We start from the raw sequence: 26,055 nt of genomic DNA on the forward strand, positions 1-26,055 counted from the left end.
CCTGAACCCATAGAGATGATGATTTGTTTGTACGGATTATTTGTACAGTCACCTGCAGCAAACACTCCTGGTACGTTTGTAGCACCGTGCTTGTCTGTTACGATTTCACCGCGAACGCGTTCAACAGTTTCGCCTAACCAGTCTGTGTTTGGCACAAGACCGATTTGAACGAATACACCTTGTAATTCAACGTGTTGAACTTCTTCAGTTTCACGATCGATGTAAGAAATACCGTTTACTTTGTCAGTACCAGTAATTTCTTTCGTTTGAACGTTTTTCAGAACAGTTACGTTTGGTAAGCTGTTAAGACGTTCTTGTAATAAAGCATCAGCTTTTAATTCTGGCATGAATTCAAGAACAGTTACATGCTTAACAATACCTGCTAAGTCGATAGCTGCTTCAATACCAGAGTTACCTCCGCCGATAACTGCTACATCTTTTCCGATGAATAATGGACCGTCACAGTGTGGGCAGTATGCTACACCTTTATTTTTGAACTCAGCTTCACCTGGTACGCCAACATTACGCCAGCGAGCACCTGTAGAAACGATTACGCTCTTACTTTTCAGAATAGCGCCGTTTTCAAGTTCCACTTCAATAAGTTCTTTTTTCTCTAAACGTTTCGCACGTTGTAGATTCATTACATCGATGTCGTATTCTTTTACGTGCTCTTCAAGGCTTGCTACTAGCTTAGGACCTTCAGTGCGTTTTACGCTGATGAAGTTCTCAATGCCCATAGTATCCATTACTTGACCACCGAAGCGCTCAGCAACGATACCAGTGCGGATACCTTTACGTGCTGCATAAATTGCTGCACTTGCACCGGCAGGGCCGCCACCAACAACAAGAACATCGTATGGATCTTTATCAGAAAGCTCTGATGCATCTGGACCGTTACCCATTTTAGCTAAAATTTCTTCAAGTGTCATACGACCGCTTCCGAAAGATTCGCCGTTTAGGTAAACAGTTGGTACTGCCATGATGTCTTTGCTTTCTACTTCCTCTTTGAATGCAGCGCCATCAATCATAGTATGTGTAATACTAGAGTTAAGAACGCTCATTACGTTAAGAGCTTGTACAACATCAGGACAGTTATGACAACTTAGGCTGATATAAGATTCAAAATGATATTCGCCTTGAATGTTTTTGATTTGATCGACTAATTTTTGTTCAACTTTTGGAGCGCGTCCACTTACTTGTAGTAAAGCTAACACTAATGAAGTAAATTCGTGTCCTAATGGAATACCAGCGAATACGACACCAGTGTCTTCACCAGGGCGGTTTACGCTAAAGCTTGGTGTTCTCTCTAATTCAACTTTTTCTACTGTAATCTTAGATGACATAGTAGCTAATTCGTCTACTAGAGCTAACATATCTTTAGATACGTTATCGTCTCCTGCACTTACTTTAAGTAAAATATCGTTCTCCATTAACTGAAGGTATTGGGATAGTTGTGTTTTTATATCTGCATCTAGTATCATTTTGATCGAACTCCTTAGATTTTGCCTACAAGGTCAAGGCTTGGTTTAAGTGTTGCAGAACCCTCTTGCCATTTAGCTGGGCAAACTTCACCTGGGTTGTTACGTACGTATTGAGCAGCTTTAATTTTGTTAACAAGAATGCTTGCGTCACGGCCGATACCGTCAGCATTGATTTCCATAGATTGGATAACGCCGTCTGGATCGATGATGAATGTACCACGAGCAGCAAGACCTTCTTCTTCCATTAAAACGTTGAAGTTTGTAGTGATTGTGCGAGTTGGGTCACCAATCATAATGTATTCGATTTTGCCGATAGTTTCTGAGCTATCATGCCATGCTTTGTGAGTGAAGTGAGTGTCTGTAGATACAGAGTATACTTCAACGCCTAAGTCTTTTAGAGTTGCATATTGGTTTTGTAAGTCTTCAAGTTCAGTTGGACAAACGAATGTGAAGTCTGCTGGGTAGAAACAAACTACACTCCATTTTCCTTTTAAACTTTCGTCAGTGACTTGGATAAATTCTCCATTATGGTAAGCATTAGCTTTAAACGGTTTTACTTCTGTGCCGATTAATAACATATTAAAATTCCTCCTAAAGGTTGGTTTTGAGCATCGGAAATTAGTTTGCTCATAAAATATATTTTTTAATTAACTATAATAATTCTAATTCAATATTAATTATCATATAGAAGTGGTTATTTTGTCAAGAGAATAAACCAACTTTATACCAATTTAATTAATATTTATTCTCAATTAAGGCTGCTAGGGAATTAAAAGGTAATTTTCAAGTCATAAATTTTCAATGAGTGCTGGAAAGAGTAGTGTGTATGTTAGAGACATGGTGTAAGTATAAATTCTTAGGAAGGAAATATTTCTTAGAAGTTGTAGATTTGAAAAGGAACTGCTTACTTCTATTTTACAAAGAATTGTGAGATAAATAAAACAAAATGTATCGGAATCTTTGTGAACAATTATTGTCATCATAAATATATATAATAAGAAGTATATTGCAATGAGAAATAGAAACATTGACGCTCATTTCTAACAAGATATAATAAAAACGAGATATGTATTGCAACAAATAAGATATAGTATAGATTGAAAAAATTTCAGTCTATTATTTTTTTATGGCTTTTAGAAAACGTTTACATTTAGTGTGGAGGGGAAACCATGTCTAAGTTCACGAAGTATTTTTTAATGGAAGCTAAAGATGTGATTGCATATGTGCAAGAGAGATTACCTAAGTTCGAACATGCAAAGGGGTTAAAGTGTAAAGAAATAGGTGATGGTAATTTAAATTATGTGTTCCGCGTTTTGGATGAACAGAAGAACATTTCTGTCATTGTAAAGCAAGCTGGGGATACAGCGCGTATTTCAGATGAGTTTAAGTTATCGACGAATCGAATTCGTATAGAATCGGATGTTTTGCGATTAGAGGGAGAGTTAGCACCTGGACTTGTACCAGATGTATATTTGTTCGATAGTGTGATGAATTGTTGTGTGATGGAAGATTTATCAAGTTATACAATATTGCGCACAGCACTCATAAATCATCAAATGTTTCCGAGGCTTGCTGATGATTTAACTACTTTTATGGTAAATACTCTTCTATTAACATCAGATGTTGTAATGAATCATAAAGAGAAGAAGGAACTTGTGAAAAATTATATAAATCCTGAGTTATGTGAGATTACAGAGGACCTCGTATATTCAGAGCCGTTTACAAATCATAATAAACGCAACGAATTGTTTCAATTAAATGAAGGATGGATTAGAGAGCATATTTATAGTGATAAAGAGCTTCGTATGGAAGTAGCAAAACTTAAGTTTTCTTTTATGACGAATGCACAAGCGCTGCTTCACGGTGATTTACATACTGGTTCTGTTTTTGTAAAAAGTGATTCTACAAAGGTTATTGATCCTGAGTTTGCTTTTTATGGACCTATGGGATATGACGTTGGGAATGTAATGGCGAATTTAATGTTTGCATGGGTGAATGCAGATGCAGTGATGCAATCTGGTATGGAGAAAAATACATATATGAACTGGTTAGAATCTACCATAATAGATGTAATTGATTTATTTAAGAAGAAGTTTTTAGATGCTTGGGATATTCATGTGACAGAGGTTATGGCGAAGGAAGAAGGCTTTAACCAAGTTTATTTACAATCTGTATTAGAGGATACAGCTGCAGTGACGGGTCTTGAGTTAATTCGCCGTATTGTTGGTCTAGCGAAGGTAAAGGATATTACTTGTATTGAGAATGATGCAGCGCGTGCTAGAATGGAGCGAATTTGTCTTCAGGCAGCGAAGAAGTTTATTTTACAAGCGAATCGATATAAAACAGGTACCAGCTTTGTAGAAACGTTAAGAAAACAAATGCATAGTGCGAAGTAAGGGGAGAAGATGATGGCAGAGCAATTAATACCAATTCAGTGGAAAGATGATACTTTAGTGTTGTTGGATCAAACGGTATTGCCGAACGAAGTAGTCTATGAATCTTTTAAAACGGCTGAGGGTGTCTGGGATGCGATTCAAGTAATGAAAGTACGAGGAGCTCCGGCAATAGGAGTTTCAGCAGCCTATGGTGTGTATTTAGGGGTAAAGGAAGTTGCTGAAAGTTCGGCGGAAGAATTCATAGAGGAAGTAAAAAATGTATGTACATATTTAGCAACATCAAGGCCGACGGCAGTAAATTTATTTTGGGCGCTTGAAAGAATGGAAAGTGTAGCGAAAGAGAATGCTCACTTATCAATTGCGCAGTTGAAAGAGAGATTATTAGAAGAAGCAAAAGAGATTCATAGAGAAGATGAAGAAATTAACCGTCAAATTGGAGAACACGCATTAACATTATTCCGTGATGGCATGGGAGTATTAACGCATTGTAATGCAGGTGCGTTAGCAACGACTAAGTACGGTACCGCGACAGCTCCAATGTACTTAGCGAAAGAAAAAGGATGGGACCTTAAAATCTACTCTGACGAAACACGTCCAAGATTACAAGGTTCAACGTTAACAGCATTAGAACTGCAGCGAGTGGGAATTGATGTAACGGTCATTACAGATAATATGGCAGCAATGGTCATGTCACAAGGGAAAATTGATGCGGTAATCGTTGGATGTGACCGCGTAGCAGCAAACGGGGATGTAGCAAATAAAATTGGAACATTAGGCGTATCTATTTTAGCTAAATACTACAACATTCCATTTTATGTAGCAGCACCAACGCCGACAATTGATTTGAAAACACCGACAGGAAAAGAAATTCCAATTGAAGAAAGAGATGCTTCTGAAGTGATCAATCGTTTCGGACAATATTCTGCTCCGAAAGAAAGTAAAGTATATAATCCGGCATTTGATGTTACGCCATATGAAAATGTAACAGCGATTATTACGGAAAAAGGGATTGTGGAAGCACCGCTTACGGAGAACTTAAAAAAGCTATTTTAGTAAGTAGATATATAGTCAGTCATCATAAGCTTCATACTTAGGGGGATGTATATGTTATTACAAAACGAAAGAGAAGAAATTGTAGCGTATGGAAAGAAAATGATCTCCAGTGGTTTAACAAAGGGGACTGGGGGTAATATTAGTATTTTTAATCGTGAACAAGGGCTTGTTGCAATTAGCCCAAGCGGTTTAGATTATTATGAAACGAAGCCTGAAGATGTAGTTATATTGAATTTAGATGGTGAAGTGATAGAAGGAGAGAGAAAACCATCAAGTGAGCTCGATATGCACCTTATTTATTATAGAAATCGTGAAGATATAAATGCGCTTGTGCACACACATTCTCCTTATGCGAAGACAATTGCATCATTAGGATGGGAACTTCCTGCTGTGTCATATTTAATTGCTTTTGCAGGTCCAAATGTTCGCTGTGCACCGTATGAAACATTTGGTACGAAGCAATTAGCAGAGGCAGCTTTTGAAGGAATGATTGATCGTCGTGCAGTTTTACTTGCGAATCATGGTTTAATGGCTGGTGCAAATAATATAAAAATGGCGTTTACTATTGCAGAAGAGATTGAGTTTTGTGCTCAAATTTATTATCAAACGAAAAGTGTTGGGGAACCGAAATTATTGCCAGAAGACGAAATGGAGAATTTGGCGAAGAAGTTTGAAGGGTATGGGCAGCAGTAAAATGAAAACACCCTCAAGAAAAAATCTTGAGGGTGTTTCTTTACGCTTTCTTAAGCAACAAATACATAAAGTAAGGAGCACCAATTAAAGCAACGACAATACCTGCTGGGATGCCATTAGGATCAACGATATTTCGTCCAATTGTATCTGCTAGTAGTAATAGCCATCCGCCTATTAAAACGGCGATTGGCATGAATATTTGATGTCTTGGACCTACTAAAGATTTCGCGATATGAGGAGCCATTAGCCCGATAAAGCTAATTCCCCCTGTTACGGAAACAGCTGCAGCTGCAAGCGCAACGGCTGCAACTAATAAGTATCTGCGTTCTTTTTCAATTTCAATTCCAACACCGATTGCGACTGGTTCGTTTAATGCTAGAATGTTTAATCGATTTGCTTTATAGAAAACGAACGGAATTAATACGATTAACCATGGGAGCATTGCTAAAACGAAGATCCAGTCATCTCCCCAAATATTTCCGGCAATCCATTTTGAAATAAAGTCTACTTTCATGCGATCTGCGGATGAAATAAGGACAATCATCGCTCCAGATAGTGCAAATGAAAATCCGATACCGGTTAATGTTAATCGCACCGGCTGAAGTCCTGTTGATTTACTATATGAAAATACATAAATTAGAACAGCAGTAAGGAAAGCACCGATAAACCCAACGACTGGTAGTAAGTAAAGAAAAGAACCTACGTCAATTGGAAAGTATAAAAAGAAAATGGAAACTGCAACACCAGCTCCAGCATTGATTCCAAGAATGCCAGGTTCAGCTAAATCGTTACGTGTAATACCTTGCAGGATAGCACCAGATAAAGCGAGCGCCATACCGGCTAATAATGTAATGACAATTCTAGGTAGTCGTAAAGAATATAAAACAAATTCTTCTTTAAATGTACCTTGTCCCATTAGTGTTGGGAGTAATCGATCATAAGATAAAGATGCTGAACCGAGCCCCATTCCAACTACAATGGTTGTAATGGTCAGTATAAGTAAAGCGAGTATGATAATACGTTGTTTTCTTAGAATAGATTGCATCATGAGAAAGTTCTTCCTCCTTTACGAACGATAAATAGGAAGACTGGTAACCCTACAATAGCGACAATTGCAGCAACTGGCGTTTCGTACGGAGCGTTAATTGTACGCCCAATTGTATCTGCGAGTAGCATAAAGGACGCACCAGCGATTGCTGACATCGGTATGACAAAACGATAGTCTGGCCCAACGATTGGACGAACCATATGAGGTACCATTAAGCCGATAAATGCCATGTTTCCGACAAGCGCTACAGAAGCACCTGCAAGCAAGATAATAATGATAAATAAAATTGTTTTAATGACGATAATTTTTTGACCGAGTCCAACGGCAACTTCTTCACTGAAACTAAGGACTGTTAATTTCTTTGCAAGTAAGATAGCGATAAATATACTTATTGAAATAACCGGAATAATAATTTTTAATTGGCTCCAACTCGTTCCAATTACGCCTCCAGCCGTCCACATTGATACATCTTGTGAAATTTTAAAGTAAATGCCAACACCTTCTGAGATTGCAAGTAGAAATGCTGAAACAGCAGCACCAGCTAATACAATTCGAAGAGGGGAAAGTCCGTCCTTTTTCACCATGCCAATTCCAAATACCATAATAGCGCCAATTGCAGCGCCGATAAAGCAAGCTAGTGTTAAGTAAAGGTAGCTTATAGAAGGGTTGAAAGCAAGTGTTAGTGCAAGTGCAGCATTTGCGCCGCCAGTTAGGCCAAGTAATCCTGGATCAGCAAGAGGGTTTCGCGTTAATCCTTGCATAATTGCACCAGAAACAGCGAGTCCAGCGCCTACAAAAATAGCAGCAACTTCACGTGGTAAACGTATTTCACGAAGGATGGATAGCTTATCCCCTTTAGCAGAGGAAGTAAGTGCTAACCATACATCTTTTATAGAAGTATCCGCAGCACCTAACACCATTGCAAACATAAAAATAAGAAAGAATGCAATGATACTCAAAATTAATTTGTATGTAAAAGCGTTGGAACGTAGGTTGTCTTTCTCTTTTGTCATCAGTTTCACATCTTTTCTTTTCATAGAATAAAGGAAGAGGAATTCTTAAATTAAGAATTCCTCATGTTTGTATTATTGACCAAGAAAGCTCTTCTTGAAGAAGTCTAGCTGGAAATCTAATGTAAGTGGATCATTGAAATAGAATTCCATCATGTTTGCTTCATATACACGATTATTTTTTACTGCTGGAATGTTTTTATATGATTCTGTCTCTTGGAATGAGTTATCAGTATCTTTGTTTTTACTTACGATTAAGTAATCACCGGCGAACTCAGGTAATACCTCAGTAGATAATGCGTAGTATCCTTCTTTTAAAGCTTTTTCTTTTACTTTTTCAGGCATTTTTAATTTCATTTCTTGGTAAAGAATTTCTGTTCCACGGCCCCAGTTTTCGCCGTATACATAAAGCTGTTTATTGAAGTTTTCAACAACAGAAACTGTTGCATCTTCACCGATCTTAGCTTTAATGTCTTTTCCAGCTGTTTGTGCGCGTTTCTTGAAATCATCAACCCAAGTTTTTGCTTCTTTTTCTTTATTTAATAATTTACCGATTTCTAAGTGTTGTGTTAAGTAATCAACTTTTCCGTAAGTGTATGTTACAGTAGGAGCGATTTTCTTTAACTTGTCAACATTTTTAATATTGGATAAACCAATGATTAAATCTGGATTTAATTCTGCAATCTTTTCAACATTCTCATCTGATACTTCAGCAACATTTTTAAGCTTGCTATCAAAACGTGGGTTTTGTTTAGACCATGAATCTACCCCAACAAGATTTACACCTAATGACATTACGTTACCAGCGAATGATGATAGGACAACAACACGTTGTGGATTTGCTGGAACTTCAACTTTACCATCTTCAGATTGGTATGTAATTGTTTCTGATTTCTTACCTTTTGCGTCGCTCTTCTTGTCTGTTGAACCATTGCTACAAGCACTCATAACAAGGACGAACAGAACTGTTAGTGAAATAAGTAATTTTTTCATGGTCTTTCTCCTTTTGATAGATGATATGTAATATACAATAAATTGTTTAGCTTTGATCTTTTGAAAAGTTAGTGGTAATACAAAAGTCTTATTAACAATCTTGAACTTGAGATTTTACCACATAGTATTCACCATAGTAATAGAAGAAGATGTAATCTCACAGTTGCTAATAATTAACAAATTGATAATGATTATCACTATTGATTCTTTAAATACTATAATTTTATATAGGTGTATTGTCAATAGTGATTTTGATTGTAAATTTTGAGGAAACAGGTTATATTTTATTGAGAATGATAATCAATGATTAATAGCTGAGGAGTGAACACGAATGAATCAAGAAGAATTGTTTGATGTAACCGTGATAGGCGGAGGGCCTGCGGGGCTTTATTCAGCTTTTTATAGTGGACTAAGAGAGATGAAAACGAAAATAATAGAATTTCAACCACAGTTAGGTGGTAAAATACATGTTTATCCAGAAAAAATGATTTGGGATATTGGCGGATTATTACCGGTTACTGGCGAGAAATTAATTGAGCAACTTGTACAACAAGGATTAACATTTCAGCCTGAAGTTGCATTGAATACAAAAATAGAATCAATTATTCGTAATGAAGATGGTATTTTTACGTTGAAAACAAGCAATGGAGAAGAACATTTTTCAAAAACAGTGATCGTCGCAACTGGGAGTGGTATATTGAATCCACAAAAGTTGTCAATTGAAGGTGCAGAGAGATTCGAAGTCTCAAATTTAAATTATACAGTTAAATCGTTAAAACGTTTCAAAGATAAAACGGTAATTATTTCAGGTGGAGGGAACTCTGCAATTGATTGGGCGAATGAATTAGAACCAATCGCGAAAAAAGTGTATTTAACATATAGAAAAGAAGAATTGTCTGGTCACGAAGCACAAGTCAAACAACTTATGAACAGTTCAGCAGAATGTTTCTTTAATACATCGATTACAAAATTAATTGCTGGTGATAACCATGAAACGATTGAATATGTAGCATTAACAAATCATGAAACGGGAGAGGTTTCTCAGTTATCTATCGATGAAGTTATTATTAATCATGGATATGAACGTGACATTGCATTATTGGAAAATAGTGAGCTAGATGTCGCAATTGTAGATAATTACTTTATTGCAGGGAATGCAAATAGTGAGTCCTCGGTAGACGGATTATATGCTGCTGGAGATATTTTAAAGCATGACGGAAAATTACATTTAATTGCAGGGGCATTCCAAGATGCTGGAAATGCTGTAAATAAAGCGAAACAATTTATTCAACCAGATGCGAGTGAGTATGGTATGGTTTCTTCTCATAATGAGGTATTTAAGAAGAGAAATCGAGAATTGATTAAGCAGATGATGAAATAATAAAGGAACAAGTATACCCCCATTCACTTCTCTATTCGTATGGACGAGAGAGGTGAATGGGGGTTTTCCTGTTTATTATATCTGCAATCATTATCATGACACCGGTTTCATTAGTTCATGTGACATGAACGTTTTATTTGTAATCTCTCTAGAAAACAATGAATCTAGGTTTGGTTTATGCTGTCCCTTTCGCCTGTTCATTCGGAAATGGCATATTTAGTATAGAAGCAATGTATTGTTTTCCATGTTTTCGAGCTAATGATTCTAATATTTGGCGAACGCGTTTTGTAAGATGGCCTTGTTTTTTTATAGCCTCACAATATGCATCATAGAAAACGTATTTAGCCCAAAGGAAATCATCTTGTTGGAATAAGAAATGATTTTTGTACCATTCGCCAATTGTATGATAGCAATTGCTTTCATGTACTGCTGCACTTTGTGAAAGAATACGATCGGATAAAGACTTAGATAGATGAGAAATTGTGTTTTCTGTTTCAACTCGTAATGTTTTTTCTAACATTGTAATGATGTGACGAGTAGCCATATGTTAACTCTCCTTTGTGTAAATGGGTAATACCATTCTATATTTTAAAAAAATACTTACTATATTATTATACAATATATGGAATGCATCTACCTGCTTTTTAATTTGTATTTACAAAATCTTTTTTATTTGTTTACAAAAATAAAGTAAGATACAGTATATATATGAAAAAACTATAAAGGGATGAACACATTGTATATAACGATAGAAGAGGCTGCGGAATATTTGAATTTACCCAAATCGTATGTTGAAGATTTAATTCAGCAAAAGAAAGTTCGTGCACTGTTTGATGGAGAGCAATATTTATTAAACAAGGAACAGTTTAATACACATTTAGAACAAATGGAGAAATATAAGCAATTAGTGGAAGAAATATTAAATGAGCCAATTCCGGAAGATATGGATGTTAAAGACGAAGATTAAATTTATGAAAATCCCCCGTATTAAGATATGAAGAAATGTATCTTAATACGGGGGATTTTTGTATGAAGATATGAAAAAATCACCCGAAATCCTAGAGTTAATTTAAGGGAAAGAAGATTTTTATAGGGATTCGTACTATTAGTTAAAAGCATATTTTTTCATGGCGGGGACAAACATAGCGAACATAACCTGTACAGATACATATACTATCAGTGCAAAAGCTTATAAATTAATGGAAGGGGTTTTCTCGTGAGTTTATTCAATTGGGATTTTTTGGAAGGTTTAATTGGATCTAATGTAAGAGTAAACAGAGGTGGACCAGAATCTCAAAAAGGAACAATAGTATCAATAGGTGCGGACTACTTCGTATTACAGAATGAAAAAGGAGAGCACCATTACTATCAGCTTCGTCATCTGAAAAGCATTACAAAAAATACGAAAGATGGTGGAATAGCTGATTCTGGATGGTCGGAAGAAGACAGTGCAGAAGACTTTGAAACGCTACTTCAAAACTTCAAATACCGCTGGGTGAAAATTAATCGTGGTGGTCCAGAGAAAATTGAAGGTATTTTACAAGATGTTTCTAATGATTATGTAACGTTAATTATAAAAGAAGAAATTGTACTAATTGCACTGTCTCATATTAAAAGTGTTAATTATAATGCACCAGTAAGTGGAGAGAGCGATGAGAGTAGCGATGAGAAAAGTAATGAAAACAGCAATAATTCAAGTCGAGCTCGCGCACAAAGACAATCAAGTAGAGGAAGATAATACAGAAAGGAGGGTATGAATTTGAAGAAGGTAGTATGCTGTGATCAAATCAAAGGTTTAGTAGGTGAGAATGTAAAAGTAAATCTTCGCGGACCGGAAAGTCGAGTAGGTGTACTGTCAGTGTTAGGGAAAGATTACCTTACACTACAATTACCTCATGGAGAAGTAGTGTATTATCAGTTGAAACATGTGAAGAGTCTAGTCAGAAAAGTGAAAGAAGCGCAAGGAGACTATGATTCATGTTTCTGCTCTGATGACGATACTTTTTTAGATGTATTAAATGATTTGAAGTATACGTGGATAAAGATTAATCGTGGTGGACCAGAGTGTGTGGAGGGTTTATTAAGTGATATACATGATGGAAATATTACACTAGTAAACGGTGATGAAGTCATTTATGTAATTAATTCTCATATTAAGAGTGTAAGTCAAATAGTTAAAAACAAAAAGAATGAAGAAGAATAATGTTTAATAAATAAGAGGGGCATTATGATTGAAATTGAAGAGCGATTTCATATATCGCTGCAATTATTTCGCGATATATGAAAAGGAATTTCTTACTATTAAAAAACAGAAAAGTGCCCCCGATTATTTTTGGGAAATAGAAGAGAGAAAAGTACAATTTCATAGAAAGGAGGATATAGATGAATGAGCTGAACAAAAATATTGGAGAAAATATATACGTTAAATTAATCGGTGAAAAAAGATTTAAAGGTGTATTAATTGATGTAGGAAATGATATTGTAGTTCTTTACAATGGACAAGACTATGTATATATATCTTTATACCATGTCCAATATTATAAATTTTTGAGAGGGCATGAAGAAGAAATATTAAAACCAGATGTGGACTCTGTAATTAAGAGAGAATCACCTTCAATTTCTTTGAGGAAAGTATTAAGCACATCTAAAGGGATTTTTACAGAAATTTATGTGGCAGGAAATGCTCCAATACACGGTTATGTTACAAGTGTAATGAACGATTATATTGTTTTTTATAGCCCAGTTTATAAAACGGTGTATATATCTTTAAAGCATTTGAAATGGTTAATTCCTTATAAAGAGAACCAAGTACCTTATTCCCTCAACAAAAATGAACTCCCCGTAAATCCACTAAATATTACTTTAGCTAGAACATTTGAAGAACAGCTTATTAAAATGGCTGGGAAAATTATGGTTTTTGATTTAGGTGAGGAATATAACAAAATCGGAAAGATGGAGAAAATTGATGAAGGACATATTGAAATATTAAAAGCACGTGACGCAAAAATGTATGTGAATATTCAACATGTGAAATCTGTCCATTGTCCGTAGGCTAGTTTAAAGGGCTGGCTTTTTCTTTTATATATGCGGAAGAAAAGGTCGAGCCTATTTTTTTACCGTTATTTGGATATGAGGGGGAAAGTGAATTGAATATATAAGTATGTTACTGTTTTTACTTATAAAGAGGTAATCTTGTACTACATTATAAAAAAGATGTACGAGCTACTTTTTGTTGTATTCAATTCACTTTTTGAGTAAGTGCTGCTCAACTAATTTATTAAAGGGGTTTTATTTGTGGAGCAGTTTCCAAATTCGCTTTCGATTACGTTGCTTGGCAGTGCTGGTGGAGCAGCAAAAGCAGTGTTAGCAATTTTGAATCAAGCGGTAGTAAATGAAAAAGATCCAATTTATGAAGTGATAAAGAATGTAGATTTCCATTTGGTGGATATAAAACAAAAAGATAAAAATTATTATGATGAGTTGTTTCCAAATTTGAAAGAGCAATTTTTTTTATATGAAATGAACCTTCAAGATGTAGTCAAATTTAAACAACATTTAAAAGAAAAAAGAACGAAGGTTGTTATTGATGTTTCAGGGGCGGATACGATTAGGGTACTGAGTTGTTGTAATGAACTTGGCATTTGTTACATTAATTCGGCTTTGGAAAATGAGGCAGTAGATCAGGACAATAGTTTACTCGGTTTTCAGCTTACGGAAAGGTATACGAGGTTTGAGAAGGAGAAAGCAACATTCACAAATACAAGAGCGATTATAGGCTCAGGTATGAATCCTGGTGTTGTTCAATGGATGGTTGTGGAGCTTATGAAAGAACGCCCAAATGAAAAGCCACGAGCATGCTATATTGTAGAACATGATACGTCATTTTTGAATGATACGGCACTTATAAAGCCACATACACTTTATGCTTCATGGGCAGTAGAGCGATTTCTAGATGAAGCGATATGGAGTTATCCGATGTATATGAGTCATCATCGTCCTCTTTATTTTTATGAGGATGTATATGCTTCAGAGTACAAAGTAAAGTTAGGAGAAGAAGAGTTTTATGGTTGTTTAATGCCACATGAGGAAGTTTTAATTTTAGGGAAAACCTTCAATATGGAAGTGGGTTTTCTTTACCGAATTAATGAGTATACAACTAATTTAATTAGACAGAACTTAGATAAGGTAGAAGATTTATGGAATTGGAATCGTAAAGTATTTAATCCAGCTGAAGAACAGGTTGCTGGAGAGGATTTGGTTGGTGTGCTACTCGTTTATGAAAATAGTGAAACATATATGTATAACGTGATGAATAGCAGCCAAGTTTTTCAAAAATATAAAACGAATGCGACATACTTCCAAGTAGGGTGCGGAATTTATGCAGGTTTGTGCAGTTTACTTTTAGATCCCTTTGGACAAGGTGCTTATTACGTTGAGGAGTTATTATTAAATACGGAAAGTAAGTACGGCGAATATCTAAATTTATATATGAAGGATTTTGTAATAGGGCATAATAATTTTACTGATGGATTGCTACACGATAGGGTAAGGTGGATATAAATTGTGATTGAAAAGGAAGGAGCTGTATCTCCTTCCTTTTAGTATTAGAAGGTTATATATTGCTCTGAAAGCAATTTCATACGTATAATTTAAGGGGATAACATGTGAAATGTCATTTTTGTATTGATCAAGAGGAGTTTTTATATGAACAAATACAAGAGCTTGATTTATGAAGAAAGAGAAGCTTTAAAAGTATTTATATTATTATTCTATATTATATTCTTTTTATATGACGTTATCTATTATTTTGTTTATCCTGCTATGAATATTAACGAAGCAAGGATAGGTTGGCCAGAAGGTGGTATGGGAATAGGCGTATATATATTAGTAATATCTTTGTTTCCTATTTCAATATATCTTCGAAAACAAGGGTATGTATATTTTGTAAAATATTTATTTTTAATTGGATATATGCTTATTGACATTATTAATAACTTAATGATTTATTTACACAGTGATCGTGTTTTTGAAAATGGAAATATGGTTGAAATATTTTTAATTTTATTTGCACCGATTTTCGTGAATAGAAAATATTTTTATTTCGTTTCCTGTAGTGTAATTGGTAAATATGTATTTTTCACGTTGATATTACAAGATATAAAAGTTGTGATTCCGCTTGTTTTATGTGTATTCTTTTTTATTATTTCACATTCTCTGTTAAAACGTTTCCAGTCTTATGTAAGAACAGTTGTTAAGATGATGAGCAATATGAAAGAGACCGAAAATTTAGCTCTTATTGGGACCATGTCTACAACAATTGCTCATGAAATTCGAAATCCATTAACAGCTTTAAAAGGATTTACACAAATTCAAAAGGAAAGAAATCTTGAGGATACGCTGAGCTATGAGATTATGCTGCAAGAAATTGAGAGAATTAATGAGTTTGTTAGTGAATTGATGTTATTAGGAAAACCGAAACCAACAAATTATGAATGGTGTAATATACGGGAAATCCTTTTATATGTTGTACAGTTAATGGAAAGTTATGCGACTCAATATAAAGTGAAATTTCATTTGCAAGTAGATGGAAATTTACCTGTTATAAATGGTGATGATAAACAATTAAAGCAAGTGTTATTAAACATTATCAAAAATGGAATAGAATCGATGCCAAAGGGTGGAGATATTCAGATTCGTGCATATAAAAAAGGTGGAGAGAATTTGTGTATTTCTATTGAAGATCAAGGTTTTGGGATAGAAAATGAGAAGATAGAAAAGATCGGAAAAGCTTTTTATACAACAAAAGAGAATGGTACAGGTCTTGGACTAATGATTACATATAAAATTATTGAAGAACATCAAGGGAGTATCGCGATTCAAAGTAGTATGGGTGTAGGAACGAAAGTGGAAATTTATTTACCAACAGTGTAGTGCAGTAGACGAAATTACTTTTCAGAAAAGTGTTCTTGTTGTGTAAATATAAACATTTTATAAAATGTTTCAAGAAGGGTTTTTTTTATAAAACACTTCGTTTATAATGGAGGAAAATATCGACATAGAGCTTTTAGCTCGTGTAACGGTTCGGTAGTGTGATGAAAAGAAAAGAAGGGGTGCACGCGCATCCTTTTTTCTATGCGGATATTATGAAAGAGGTGGTATGATGGAATTAACATTAAATTCGACTGTATGTTTACACACGATTCAATTTCGAAAAGAGAAATTGAATTATATTGTAAAAGATACAATTACAGGAGAAACATATGAAATGCCGCCACTTTGGATTGATGCACTAGCAATGATGCGAGACGGCTTTTTATTGGGAGAAATTGAGGAGAAATTAAAAGAAGAGTATCCGGCTGAAGAAGTAAATATGGTAGCATTTACGAGGCAATTGTTAGAGCTAGAACTTGTCGAAATGGTGGATGGAGAAGAGATAACTTGTACAAAGAAGAAAGATAAAGACTATTTAGCTTGGTTACGCCCAAGAGTGGAACAATTCTTTTTAAATTTAAATAAAAAATATAAAAGCAAAGGTCAAAAATGATCTTTGCTTTTTTTGTAGGCGTGTTTAAAAAATAACAGCGAATGCTCTTGCGAAAGCACCGTCACTATCTTTAATTTTTAAAGGTGCTGCTGAGAAAAAGAAACGTTTCGCTTTAATAGCATCTAGATTTGTTAAGTTTTCAATTAAGTAAATGTTATTCCCTAGTAATATGTGGTGAATCGGTGATGTTTCTGTCGTTACCTCATCAGGGGAAATAAAATCTAAACCGACTGATTTTACTTTTAATTGAACCAGTTCTTCAGCTAATTCTTCGGAAAGATAAAACGCTTCTTTCTCATAAGCTGCTGTATTCCACTTATTAGATAGATTGGAATGGAAAATGACAATATCATCTTCTTTTATATCGGTATTATGCAATACTTCCTTAGGTAACTTTCTCTCTTGGATATGAGTTACATCGATAAGAACGGCCTCACCTACAAATTGTTTTAGGGGTAATTGATCAATAGTGGTTGCACCTGAAATGAAATGCGCAGGGGCATCGCAATGTGTACCTACATGAACGACAGAATGAAAATCTGTAACTTGATAGCCCGTCTCTTCAACGTTTGTAATTGCTTCTAGTTGGATTTTTGGTGTTCCAGGAAATTGAGACATATTGTTTTCAAATGTTTGTGATAGGTCGATTACTTTCATTTTAAATACCTCCAATATATGTTTTAAAATATAAAAAACTCATCTTTCATAATCAAGAAAGATGAGTTTTGCACACAATGGTTAAGTTTTATCTTTCAAAATGCATTGCATTTTGCAGGAATTAGCACCTATTCAGTTTGTATAAACTGAGGTTGCTGGGCTTCAAAGGGCCGGTCCCTCTGCCTCTCTTGATAAAGATATATTCAGTTTTAATATTTCGATTTTTTTAATAATTAAATTGTAATTCATTTCCTTTTTTAGTGCAATATAAAATAGGTATTCACCCAAATAAGGTGGCTCGCATATTGTAGCTTATGTAAATAGAATGCTGCGAAGGAGTGAGTGCAGTGACAGGTAATGTATTGAATTATTATGCTGGTGGAAATACAGCTAGAGGATTTCATAATTTATACGAAGAGAATTTAAAAGGGCTAGACAGGTTGTTTATTTTAAAGGGTGGTCCAGGAACTGGGAAATCTTCTTTAATAAAGGCAATAGGTCGTGAATGGGTTGAAAAGGGATATGATATTGAACTTTTACATTGTTCTTCTGATAATAAGTCAGTTGATGGAGTGATTATCCCAAAATTAAAAGTAGGAATTGTTGATGGAACATCACCGCATGTTATTGAGCCTAAAATGCCAGGGGTTGTGGAAGAGTATATTAATTTAGGAGTTGCTTGGGACTCAGATAAATTAAGAAAGCAGAAGTTAGAAATTGAACGATTTGTATCAGAAGCGAGCAAGGCTTTCAAATCTGCTTACGGATGTTTTCAAGAGGCATTAGTTATACACGATGAGTGGGAGAAAATATATATTAATAATATTGATTTTAACAAAGCAAATGGACTAACAGATCAATTGATTCAGAAATTATTTACAAATAAAAAGGGGAAACAATCGATTGTGAAACATCGTTTTTTAGGAGCTGCTACACCGAAAGGAGCAGTTGATTTCGTTCCTAATTTAACAGAAGGATTACCACATCGTTATTTTATAAAAGGACGCCCTGGCTCTGGAAAATCAACAATGCTCAAAAAGTTAGCGCAGGCAGCAGAAGAAAAAGGGTTTGAAGTTGAAGTGTATCATTGCGGATTTGATCCGAATAGTCTTGATATGGTTATTGTAAGAGAATTAGGATTTGCAATTTTTGATAGTACCGCACCACATGAATATTTTCCAAGTCGCGTGGGTGATGAGATTATAGATATGTACGCTCTTATTGTTACACCGGGGACGGATGAAAAATATGCTAAAGAAATTCGTGACGTTTCCATTCAATATAAGGCAAAAATGAATGAGGCGATGTCTTTCTTGGCAAAAGCGAAATCAGTTCGTGATAAATTAGAACGAATTTATATTGCTGCTATGGATTTTTCAAAAGTGGATGCATATAAAGAGGAAATTCAAAAAGAGTTTGAACGAATTACCGCTACTGTAATTGAAAAGAGAAAGTAGGATTTATTGAACTGTCAGAAAATTTCTGGCAGTTATTTTAGTATGTAGTAAAATTGGTAATATATTTGTCGAATTTCCAAGGAAATAATCAAAAAATGGGGATGGTATGAAATGAGAGGGAAAATTGAATTAGAGCTAGAAAGAATTGAGCAAGAGAATGATGTGGAAATTTTATTTGCAGTGGAATCAGGGAGTCGTGCTTGGGGATTTCCATCGAAAGATAGTGATTATGATGTTAGGTTTGTTTATATACATCCAGTAGAATGGTATTTATCAATTCATGATAAACGAGATGTAATTGAATATCCGATTAGTGATGATTTAGATATAAGTGGCTGGGATATTAAAAAGGCATTGCAACTATTCGCGAAGTCAAATCCAGCTTTACTTGAGTGGATTCAATCACCAATTTTTTATTCGAAAAACTCTAATTTTCCAGAGCAGCTTCAGCAAATGAGTGAAAAGAATTTTGATCCAAAGGCAACGATATATCATTACTTACATATGGCTTCAAAAAATTATCGTGAATTTTTGCAAGGCGAGAATGTAAAGTTGAAAAAGTACTTTTATGTATTACGTCCTATTTTAGCTTGTCAATGGCTAGAAGAGAAAGGGACATTACCTCCAGTAGAATTTGACCGATTAATTACAGAAATATCTATAGAACGTAGTGTGTTGAATGAGATTGAGAAATTGTTAGTAAAGAAAAAAGCAGGTACGGAATTAGATGTTGGATTGAAAATTCAGGTGTTAAATCAATTTTTAGAAGAACAAATTGATTATTATCAGCAATACGTGAAAGGGATTGAAAAGGGATTAGGGATTGATATTGAGAGTTTGAATACACTATTTAGAAACATGTTGTTTGAAGTATACCAAAAAGAGCACAAATAAATTTGTGCTCTTTTTTATCCCGCGATTTGTGGGAGCCTACTGCCCGTAAGCGCCTAATTGGTGTGGGCTAATAATCAGCTGGGATGCACCCCACCACTGATTAAAGTTTCACTTTATTTTGTAGGAATAAAGAAAACAGATATAGCTGCGATAAGACCTGCAAAGGAGAATAAGTAAAAATTCCACGCCAAGTCATATTGCATTGTCATAATAATACCGACAAGAATAGGGCCAGCAATCGCACCAACTCGGCCAAGTCCAAGTCCCCATCCTAAGGAGGTAGCTCGTATATGTGATGGGAAGTATTGTGTTACATAAGCATTTAATATTTGAGTAATACCGACTGATCCAATTCCAGCAAGACCAACTAAAAGATAAATGATTGTAACAGATGGTTGAATTGTTAACAGTCCAATACATATGGCTGCCATAAGATAGGAGATGCTAATAACAATTTTTGCTCCTATACGGTCGGCAATCGCCCCAGCAAATAATGCGCCGATAGCTGCAGTAATATTTAGTATAAGTAGAAATGATAAACTAGATCCAAGAGGATATCCTGCTTGGCGCATCATCTGTGGTAACCAAGTATTTAAACCGTATATTAAAAACATTCCCATTATATAAGTGATCCAAAAAAGTAGCGTTGCTTTTATGTATTCTTTTGAGAATAACGTAAGAAATCCATTTTTCTTTTGTATATTAGATGGTGTTCCAGGAATTTCATCTTTTACATGGAATTCAATTTGAAAGCGATCAAGAATTTTGTTCACTTCTTCTTGTCGATTCCGCGATAATAAAAATTGAATGGACTCAGGTAAATAACGAATAATGAAAGGAATGAGGAGTAGTGGAATCATTCCGATGCCAAACATAATTCTCCATCCGAAATCTTCTAACATAAACATGGATAAAATAGCACCTAACACGACACCTAAAGGATAGCCGGTAAACATAAGAGCATAAATAAAAGATTGCCGTTTTTTTGGTGAATATTCAACAGTAAGTGCTGAAGCCGTTGGGATAACACCGCCTAATCCGATTCCTCCGATAAATCGAGATATCCCAAAGAATTCAGGAGAAGGAGCAATTGCAGCTAAGCCCATTGTGATAGAAAAAAGAGCTAAACAGCATATAAGTGTCCACTTTCGTCCAATTAAATCTGTAATGGTTCCGACTAGAATAGCGCCAATAAACATCCCAAATAGAGCATAGCTAGCAATTGTTCCAGCTTGAGCTGGTGATAGTGCCCAGCTGTTGTCTTCTAGAAGCTTTGGCAGAACGGCGCCGTAAATACCTAAATCATATCCGTCAGCTAGAATGGCGAGCCAACAAATAAAAACAACAAGTTTTGTAATAGAGCTTGAAGAGATAGTTTCTGGAGGTTCTAGATGAGGTGGAGCAGAAGGTTGCATAGTATTCACTCCTTTTATTTGTAGATGAATATATTATTTTATTTAATGTTAATATTTCCCTTCTTATGTCGAAATTTATATGAAAAGGTGTCATGAAAAACAAAGAAGTTCAACAGGTTTCTTGTTGAACTTCTTTGTTTTTTTACTCGTTATCAACTCGTTTTAATGGTTGATCTGCAGGACCTTCAATAACGTCGCCCTCAATTGAAAAACGGGAACCATGGCAAGGGCAATCCCACGTACAATCACCGTTATTCCATTCAACTTCACAGCCGAGGTGCGTACAAGTGGTGTCGACGATATGTAATTTTCCTTCTTTATCTTTATAAGCACCTGCGCGTTTCCCATTTACATGTACTACAGATCCTTCGCCAACTTCAAGATCTTCTGGTTTACGTAATGCGGTTTCAATTTTTCCTTCAATTAAATGTTTAGCAACATCAATGTTCTGTGAGAGAAATGTTTTTATATCCGGATTTGCATGAAATCGTGATGGTGCAAACAGCTCTTTATATGGGCTGTGGACTTTTAGAATGGAGTCCTTCAGTAAATGGGCTGCAGCAGTTCCAGTTGTCATTCCCCATTTGCGATATCCAGTTGCAACAAATATATTTGGATTCCTTTCGTTAATATGTCCGATATAAGGAAGCTTGTCTAGAGTAATCAAATCTTGTGCTGACCATCTATAGGAAACTTCATCTACTCCAAAAGTTGATTCAGCAAAAGAATAGAGTGCTTCATAATGAAGCATCGTATTTATTCCCTGTCCCGTTTTATGGCTCTCTCCGCCAATCAAAATCAACTTTTCTCCATCGTTTGTTATATAGCGTAAGGAGCGTTTTGGATCATCAATACTTAAATACATGCCACCTGGATAATCTGTTTTTGCTTTTATTGCAAGAGCATAGGAGCGTTCTGCGTACATTCGCGTAAAGAAAAAGCTATTAGCATCATAAAAAGGAAAATGAGAACAAGAGACGACGTATTCACAAGTGATGCGATGCCCCTCCTTTGTAATTACTTGTGGATAATCTCCTTTTTCTACATCCATAGCTGTTGTTTGTTCATAGACCTTTCCGCCCATTTCCACAAATTTTTCTAAAAGTGTTTTCAAATAACGGAGGGGATGGAATTGTGCTTGATTTTTCATTACAAGTGCAGATTGTATTGGAATAGGAATCGATAGAGATTGAACATAGTCACAAGGTATATTTAATTTTTGATAAGCTTCATATTCTTTCGATAAATTTCTTAAACCATTATCAGTAGTTGTATATAAGTATGAATCTTCATTTGAAAAATTACAGTCGATTTTATATGTTTGCACAGTGTCATTTATGAATTGTAGAGCATGATTATTTGATTCGTAGTAAAGCCTGGCTTTTTCCACACCGAAATGATTTATTAATTCGTCGTAAATAAGATCATGTTGTGCTGTTACTTTTGCTGTTGTATGCCCAGTTGTTCCATTTAAAATAAGACCAGAATCAATTAAAACAACGTCGATTCCTTCTTTTGCAAGTAAATAGGCAGTGGTAATACCTGTAATACCAGCACCGATAACAGCAACTTTCGTCTTTATATTTTCGGATAAACGAGGGAAAGTAGGAAACGGAGTAGATTCAATCCAATAAGATAACGGCAGTTGTGGAAATGTATCACTTGTCATTGTGGAAACCTCCTGATTTTAGAACAATTTTCCTTTTAATATTTCCATATTATATGAAATTCATGTGCGTTATTTTAGAAGGAGTCTACTTTTATTAAAAGAGGGATTAAATTATTTTAATATAATTAATTTGATAGGGCATTATGAAGAAGTAGGATTTATATAAAACTAAATTTAAGTGATTCCGTTTGCTGATTATATAGAGACTTCTTGAATGAGATAGAGTACATTGTGTTTAAGTATATGTATATATATAGTGGATAAATCCTTATGAAATCTATACTTTTTCTTTAGTGAAATAAAGTATGATTATAAAAGTATAACCAACTTTTATTACTAGGTCATAAAAGTTGTTGACAATATAGAAATTCTATTGTTATGATTCATCATGTGGAAAGGTTGATAGAGAGTAAAAAGAGAAATGTTTTTCATTGATAATAAAAGCGAAAAATAAGTGACGATAGAGTGAGTATATTTTCCTTATAATAGATGCTTTTTGGATCACCTAGTAAAATCAATCTGGAAGCGAGAATTAATATATGCAAGTTGCGCAGGGCGCGGCATAAGAAAGGGGCAAAAGGATGAAGGAGCTTCATACGTTTGGGTGGTATGCAGCGCGTGTATCACCACATTTGCCGAAAAAAGCATTTAAACCAGTTCCTACTCGTTTATTTGGTGGACTGGCTTATTTACTTGTGGCATTAGCGGGGTTAATAGCGATTGGTGTATTTGAATTGAATGTGTGGGCAAATCTAGGGATTGCGATTGTTCTCGGATTATGTTTTGCTTCACTTGGGTTTTTAGGTCATGAAATTTTACATGGAACAGTTGTAAGAAAGGCATGGCTTCGTGATTTCTTAGGTGCGATTGCATTTATGCCACTATCAACAGGACCAAAACTTTGGAGAAAATGGCATAATGCAACACATCATGTTCATACACAGCATGAAGAGAATGATCCAGATGCATGGCCGACACTTGAGAAGCTTAAAAAGAGTAAGTTTTTGAGTTGGGTATATCGTATGCCGCTTCATGTACGTTCTTTCTTTAGTTTTCTGTCACTAACAATTCAATTTACATTGCATTCAACTCGAATGTTCTTTCATTTTATAAAGGAATTTAAGTCATCCAACCAAAAATCTGTATGGCTTCAACTCCTTTTGCCTTGGACTGTTTGGATTAGTCTATTGTTTATTATGGGACCAGCAAAATGGTTATTTGCATATGTGATTCCGTTGTTAATTGCTAACTTCATTGTAATGGCATATATCGCAACAAATCACCGCTTAAATCCAATTGTTCCAGTAAATGATCCTTTAGCAAACTGTTTATCAGTAACAGTGCCGCGTTGGGTAGACGTTTTACATTTCAATTTCTCATACCATACAGAACATCATCTGTTTCCTGCTATGAGTTCTAAATACTATCCATTAGTAAAAGATAAAATTAAAGAAATGTGGCCAGAACGCTATCACGAAATGCCGATGACGAAAGCATTGGCAGCGCTTTGGAATACACCACGTGTGTATTATCACGGAAGTGAATTAGTTGATCCGCATAGGGAGCATTTCTATGGTTCTTTAGGAAATGGCCTAGATCCTCATAATATTTCATATCGTGAGGAACATATAGAGGAAAACGAGACTATAAAAAAGGTAAATCAATAAGCATAGATATATTTTACGATGAAAAAGCAAGCTCTTTTAGAGCTTGCTTTTTGTTATAAAGAAACTTCTTTTTTGTTTTTTGTCTTGACTTGGACAGAGTTAGTTTCTTTTCGTTGTAGTCGTTTTTCTAAAAGATTAACAAGGTAAGTGAATAGAAGAACAAGTACGAGATAATATAAACCAACGATTACATATGTATCTAATTGTTGGAAATTACTTGCGGCAATTGATAAACCTGATCCCCATAATTCGGACATTCCTACATAAGCAACGAGTGACGAATCTTTTAATCCAATGATGAATTGGTTCCCTAGAGGAGGAAGCGATAGGCGAAATGCTTGTGGTAATATAATACGGCGCATCGCTAAAGGGTAAGGCATGCCTAAAGAGCGAGCAGCTTCTAATTGTCCACGGTCAACGGATTGAATGGATCCACGGAAAATTTCGGTAATATATGCACCGTTATGAATTGCTAAAGCAATTGCTCCTGCCCAAAAAGGGGTGAATACAACAACAGATGTAATACCAAAATAGAGAATTGCGATTTGAACAATTAAAGGTGTACCACGAATAATGGCGATGTATACATGAGCAATACTATTTAAAACTTTATTGTTAGAGATTCGAAAAAAAGCGAATAGTAATCCAATTAATGAGCCGAGTACTAGGGAAGTTAATGTTAATTGTAATGTGATAATAGTAGCTTTTAAAAGTGTGGGGTAGGTAGAGATAAAAATTTCAAACATGCGTTTCACCTCATAGTGTATAGATTTTAGTAGGGAATGAAATACCCCACATAAAAAGTGGGGCATGATTTATGGAATCTTTGAATAGTTAACTTACTTCGTTTTTGCCTCTTCTCCAAGAATATTACGACCAAACCATTTTTTACTAATCTTTTCGTACGTACCATCTTTAATGATTTCATTTAAAGCTTTATTTACTTTCTCAACCATTTCTTTATCATCTTTGCGAATAGCAATTCCCATTTCATCAAGATTTAATGGTTTTCCAGCTTCTTTTATATTTGATTTACCTTTTTTAATCATTCGAAGACCAACCATTTGATCAGTGATTACTGCGTCAACACGCCCAGGCTCTAAGTCCATAAGAGCGGTAATATCACTATCGTATTCTGTAATTTGATCTGTATGTTTTGCAACAAGAGTTTTAAAGGTACTAGCTTTTACAACACCAATTTTCTTTCCTTTCAAATCTTCTGGAGAAGAGATAGATGTATTCTTTTTAGCTACGAAAATCTGGGCACCAGAGCGATAATATGGGTCTGAGAAACTAACAGCTTTTAATCGTTCTTCTGTAATGGCCATACTTCCTAATATCGCATCATATTTTTTTGATTGTAGACCTTGAATTAGCGTTTCCCACGGATTTGTAATAGGGGTGGGTTTCATTCCCATCTTTTTCGCGAGCGCCTCACCTATTTCTACATCAAATCCGGCAAGTTTTCCGTCATTTTCTTTATAGTTAAAAGGTTTGTATAATCCACTCATCGCATAACGAAATTCCTTTTCACCATTTGATGAAGTAGTCGAACTTTCCTTACTACAGGCTCCTAGTATGAAGGATGTACATAGTGTAATACTCGCAACAATAGTTAATAGTTTTCTTTTCATAAAACCCCTCCTATATATTGATCATACGGATGGTTTTAAGTATGTTATCGAGATATTTTATTT

At 35.1% G+C, this 26,055-nt stretch carries 25 protein-coding genes and 1 riboswitch; of the genes, 14 read left to right on the forward strand and 11 right to left on the reverse strand.

The window, feature by feature from the left end; all coding sequences use genetic code 11:
- Window positions 1-1,481 (reverse strand): alkyl hydroperoxide reductase subunit F (ahpF, locus tag BAU27_RS25385; RefSeq protein ID WP_071772367.1); only part of this gene is annotated, 1,481 nt, incomplete at its 3' end.
- A gap of 14 nt (window positions 1,482-1,495) precedes the next feature.
- Window positions 1,496-2,059 (reverse strand): alkyl hydroperoxide reductase subunit C, encoded by a 564-nt coding sequence (ahpC, locus tag BAU27_RS25390; protein ID WP_000924420.1) that lies wholly within the window; start codon window positions 2,057-2,059, stop codon window positions 1,496-1,498.
- A gap of 591 nt (window positions 2,060-2,650) precedes the next feature.
- Between ahpC and mtnK the strand changes: the two genes are divergently transcribed.
- From mtnK to BAU27_RS25405, 3 genes are read left to right on the forward strand one after another with little or no spacing between them, the layout of a single operon-like run.
- The gene (gene mtnK / locus BAU27_RS25395) at window positions 2,651-3,877 is read left to right on the forward strand and encodes an S-methyl-5-thioribose kinase (RefSeq protein ID WP_071772368.1); all 1,227 of its coding nucleotides are present in this window, start codon (window positions 2,651-2,653) and stop codon (window positions 3,875-3,877) included.
- Between the two features lie 12 nt (window positions 3,878-3,889).
- On the forward strand, window positions 3,890-4,930 hold the full coding sequence (mtnA, locus tag BAU27_RS25400; RefSeq protein ID WP_071772369.1) for an S-methyl-5-thioribose-1-phosphate isomerase: 1,041 nt from the start codon (window positions 3,890-3,892) through the stop codon (window positions 4,928-4,930).
- A gap of 51 nt (window positions 4,931-4,981) precedes the next feature.
- A complete protein-coding gene (locus tag BAU27_RS25405) occupies window positions 4,982-5,623 on the forward strand; it encodes an L-fuculose-phosphate aldolase (RefSeq protein WP_071747236.1) in 642 nt (213 codons plus the stop codon).
- A gap of 40 nt (window positions 5,624-5,663) precedes the next feature.
- Here the strand turns inward: BAU27_RS25405 and BAU27_RS25410 are convergent, their stop codons facing one another.
- From BAU27_RS25410 to BAU27_RS25420, 3 genes are read right to left on the reverse strand one after another with little or no spacing between them, the layout of a single operon-like run.
- On the reverse strand, window positions 5,664-6,671 hold the full coding sequence (locus BAU27_RS25410; RefSeq protein ID WP_071772370.1) for a FecCD family ABC transporter permease: 1,008 nt from the start codon (window positions 6,669-6,671) through the stop codon (window positions 5,664-5,666).
- Entirely contained in the window at window positions 6,668-7,708 is a 1,041-nt protein-coding gene (locus tag BAU27_RS25415; protein ID WP_071772371.1) for a FecCD family ABC transporter permease, read from the reverse strand. Before BAU27_RS25415 ends, BAU27_RS25410 begins: the two co-directional genes overlap by 4 nt.
- A 48-nt stretch (window positions 7,709-7,756) precedes the next feature.
- Entirely contained in the window at window positions 7,757-8,674 is a 918-nt protein-coding gene (locus BAU27_RS25420) for an iron-hydroxamate ABC transporter substrate-binding protein (protein ID WP_071772372.1), read from the reverse strand.
- A 331-nt stretch (window positions 8,675-9,005) separates the two neighbouring features.
- Here BAU27_RS25420 and BAU27_RS25425 point away from each other — a divergent pair, with 331 nt between their 5' ends.
- Complete coding sequence (locus BAU27_RS25425) at window positions 9,006-10,055, forward strand: NAD(P)/FAD-dependent oxidoreductase (protein WP_071747240.1); 1,050 nt, start codon at window positions 9,006-9,008, stop codon at window positions 10,053-10,055.
- Between the two features lie 175 nt (window positions 10,056-10,230).
- Here BAU27_RS25425 and BAU27_RS25435 read toward each other — a convergent pair whose 3' ends face one another.
- Window positions 10,231-10,599, reverse strand: a complete 369-nt coding sequence (locus BAU27_RS25435; RefSeq protein ID WP_071747242.1) for a hypothetical protein — start codon at window positions 10,597-10,599, stop codon at window positions 10,231-10,233.
- Between the two features lie 183 nt (window positions 10,600-10,782).
- On the opposite strand from BAU27_RS25435, the gene BAU27_RS25440 reads away from it, so the two are divergent.
- The 7 genes from BAU27_RS25440 to BAU27_RS25470 all read left to right on the forward strand — a co-directional run bounded on the left by BAU27_RS25440 (window position 10,783) and on the right by BAU27_RS25470 (window position 16,599).
- On the forward strand, window positions 10,783-11,022 hold the full coding sequence (locus BAU27_RS25440; protein ID WP_080018159.1) for a helix-turn-helix domain-containing protein: 240 nt from the start codon (window positions 10,783-10,785) through the stop codon (window positions 11,020-11,022).
- Window positions 11,023-11,271: 249 nt separating this feature from the next.
- A complete protein-coding gene (locus tag BAU27_RS25445) occupies window positions 11,272-11,793 on the forward strand; it encodes an LSm family protein (RefSeq protein WP_071747243.1) in 522 nt (173 codons plus the stop codon).
- Between the two features lie 21 nt (window positions 11,794-11,814).
- On the forward strand, window positions 11,815-12,258 hold the full coding sequence (locus BAU27_RS25450; protein WP_071772373.1) for a spore coat protein: 444 nt from the start codon (window positions 11,815-11,817) through the stop codon (window positions 12,256-12,258).
- A 179-nt stretch (window positions 12,259-12,437) separates the two neighbouring features.
- The gene (locus BAU27_RS25455; protein WP_071747245.1) at window positions 12,438-13,106 is read left to right on the forward strand and encodes an LSm family protein; all 669 of its coding nucleotides are present in this window, start codon (window positions 12,438-12,440) and stop codon (window positions 13,104-13,106) included.
- 243 nt (window positions 13,107-13,349) lie between these two features.
- Window positions 13,350-14,615 (forward strand): S-adenosylmethionine decarboxylase related protein, encoded by a 1,266-nt coding sequence (locus BAU27_RS25460; protein WP_071747246.1) that lies wholly within the window; start codon window positions 13,350-13,352, stop codon window positions 14,613-14,615.
- A gap of 144 nt (window positions 14,616-14,759) precedes the next feature.
- The gene (locus BAU27_RS25465) at window positions 14,760-15,986 is read left to right on the forward strand and encodes an ATP-binding protein (RefSeq protein WP_071747247.1); all 1,227 of its coding nucleotides are present in this window, start codon (window positions 14,760-14,762) and stop codon (window positions 15,984-15,986) included.
- Window positions 15,987-16,215: 229 nt separating this feature from the next.
- A complete protein-coding gene (locus BAU27_RS25470; RefSeq protein ID WP_071747248.1) occupies window positions 16,216-16,599 on the forward strand; it encodes a hypothetical protein in 384 nt (127 codons plus the stop codon).
- 24 nt (window positions 16,600-16,623) lie between these two features.
- Here the strand turns inward: BAU27_RS25470 and BAU27_RS25475 are convergent, their stop codons facing one another.
- The gene (locus BAU27_RS25475; RefSeq protein WP_071735259.1) at window positions 16,624-17,256 is read right to left on the reverse strand and encodes a cyclase family protein; all 633 of its coding nucleotides are present in this window, start codon (window positions 17,254-17,256) and stop codon (window positions 16,624-16,626) included.
- An 85-nt stretch (window positions 17,257-17,341) separates the two neighbouring features.
- Window positions 17,342-17,454: riboswitch (SAM riboswitch) on the reverse strand.
- Between the two features lie 149 nt (window positions 17,455-17,603).
- On the opposite strand from BAU27_RS25475, the gene BAU27_RS25480 reads away from it, so the two are divergent.
- Both BAU27_RS25480 and BAU27_RS25485 read left to right on the forward strand, forming a co-directional pair.
- Window positions 17,604-18,713 (forward strand): PRK06851 family protein, encoded by a 1,110-nt coding sequence (locus BAU27_RS25480; protein WP_071772374.1) that lies wholly within the window; start codon window positions 17,604-17,606, stop codon window positions 18,711-18,713.
- Between the two features lie 111 nt (window positions 18,714-18,824).
- Window positions 18,825-19,607, forward strand: a complete 783-nt coding sequence (locus tag BAU27_RS25485; protein ID WP_071772375.1) for a nucleotidyltransferase domain-containing protein — start codon at window positions 18,825-18,827, stop codon at window positions 19,605-19,607.
- A 113-nt stretch (window positions 19,608-19,720) separates the two neighbouring features.
- Here the strand turns inward: BAU27_RS25485 and BAU27_RS25490 are convergent, their stop codons facing one another.
- Window positions 19,721-21,022 (reverse strand): MFS transporter, encoded by a 1,302-nt coding sequence (locus BAU27_RS25490; protein ID WP_071772376.1) that lies wholly within the window; start codon window positions 21,020-21,022, stop codon window positions 19,721-19,723.
- Between the two features lie 142 nt (window positions 21,023-21,164).
- Complete coding sequence (locus BAU27_RS25495) at window positions 21,165-22,691, reverse strand: FAD-dependent oxidoreductase (RefSeq protein ID WP_071747251.1); 1,527 nt, start codon at window positions 22,689-22,691, stop codon at window positions 21,165-21,167.
- Window positions 22,692-23,272: 581 nt separating this feature from the next.
- Between BAU27_RS25495 and desB the strand changes: the two genes are divergently transcribed.
- Window positions 23,273-24,358, forward strand: a complete 1,086-nt coding sequence (gene desB, locus BAU27_RS25500) for a Delta(10) desaturase DesB (protein ID WP_071772377.1) — start codon at window positions 23,273-23,275, stop codon at window positions 24,356-24,358.
- Between the two features lie 53 nt (window positions 24,359-24,411).
- Here the strand turns inward: desB and BAU27_RS25505 are convergent, their stop codons facing one another.
- Window positions 24,412-25,104, reverse strand: a complete 693-nt coding sequence (locus BAU27_RS25505) for an amino acid ABC transporter permease (RefSeq protein WP_071772378.1) — start codon at window positions 25,102-25,104, stop codon at window positions 24,412-24,414.
- 93 nt (window positions 25,105-25,197) lie between these two features.
- On the reverse strand, window positions 25,198-25,992 hold the full coding sequence (locus BAU27_RS25510) for an ABC transporter substrate-binding protein (protein WP_071772379.1): 795 nt from the start codon (window positions 25,990-25,992) through the stop codon (window positions 25,198-25,200).
- Between the last annotated feature and the right edge of the window lie 63 nt (window positions 25,993-26,055).

Source organism: Bacillus sp. NH11B, assembly GCF_001884205.1.
GTDB lineage: Bacteria > Bacillota > Bacilli > Bacillales > Bacillaceae_G > Bacillus_A > Bacillus_A proteolyticus.